At 59.2% G+C, this 1,031-nt stretch carries 2 protein-coding genes; both read right to left on the reverse strand.

The window, feature by feature from the left end; genetic code table 11:
• Positions 1-584, reverse strand: a 584-nt coding sequence (locus ACTHS3_RS14520; RefSeq protein WP_440368314.1) for a uracil-DNA glycosylase family protein, incomplete at its 3' end; no start/stop codon positions are given.
• Positions 578-1,021 (reverse strand): ribosomal protein S18-alanine N-acetyltransferase, encoded by a 444-nt coding sequence (rimI, locus tag ACTHS3_RS14525; protein ID WP_070606166.1) that lies wholly within the window; start codon positions 1,019-1,021, stop codon positions 578-580. The genes rimI and ACTHS3_RS14520, both read right to left, overlap by 7 nt.
• Between the last annotated feature and the right edge of the window lie 10 nt (positions 1,022-1,031).

Consider the following 1,031-nt stretch of genomic DNA (forward strand, 5'->3'; position numbering starts at 1 on the left):
GCGCGCGCTTGCGAAGCGGTCAGCTCGTTTTGCATTTCGGCAAGCTCGGAGCGGATGTGTTCGGCATCGGGCAGGGCGGTGAATACGGGCGCGGTTTTGACCCATGCGGTTTTATGCGCCTGCTCGGGCTTGAGGCCGATGGCGGCGAGGATGTTGTCGAGAAGCGTGCCGACGTCGCCGCTAAACAGCGTACCATGCAGGCTGTCTTCGGTGGACGGGCAAATGCTGACCACCATGATTTCAGACGGCCTGATGGTTACGTCAAGACGGGGCAGATTGTCTGAATGCGCGGCTTTTTCTGTTTTTGCCTGTGTTTCGACAATGGCTTTGGGTACCGCTTCGGGAACGCGGACGGCAGGTTTGGCCGTTTGCGCAGTGGCAATGGCGGCAGTGCGTGCCTGATGGGCACCTGCGGATAAAGTGCGCACGGCTTGCGCGGTATCGGCAGCAATGGTTTTGGGGCGGACGGGCGCGGCTGATGTTGCGGCTTGAGGCGCGGCATGGATGATTTTGGCGTTTTGGTTCAGCCACATGGGGCCCAAACCCAAGGCTTCGTGCAGGTGCAGGTAGCGGCTGCTTAACATGATTTCTCCATCAATACGGCATCTTCGCTGCCACCATCGGGCAGGGCGTAGTAGTTTTTACGGCGGCTGCAGGTTTGGAAACCGTGTTTGCGGTAGAGCTGTTGCGCGGTTTCATTGCTTGAGCGGACTTCGAGTAGCAATCGGGTTGCGCCTTGTTGTTGCACTGCGTTTTGCCAGTGTTGCAGCAGGGCGGACGCAATGCCTTGGCGGCGGTATTCGGGCGCGACGGCAATCAGGTGCAGCTCAGATTCGTCAAATACGGTTTGCCACACGATAAAGCCGGTAATTTGGTGGTCGGTCTGGCTGAGCCAAACGCTGTCGGGATGGTGTTGAACGGCCGATTCAAACTGCTGCGCCGTCCACGACGAAAGATTGCCTTGTGCGTCGATGGCGGCAAGGGTGGGGCAGTCGGCAAGTACGGCTGGGCGCAGGTTCACGGTTTGGCCT

It is taken from the genome of Neisseria sp. P0009.S007, assembly GCF_051962515.1.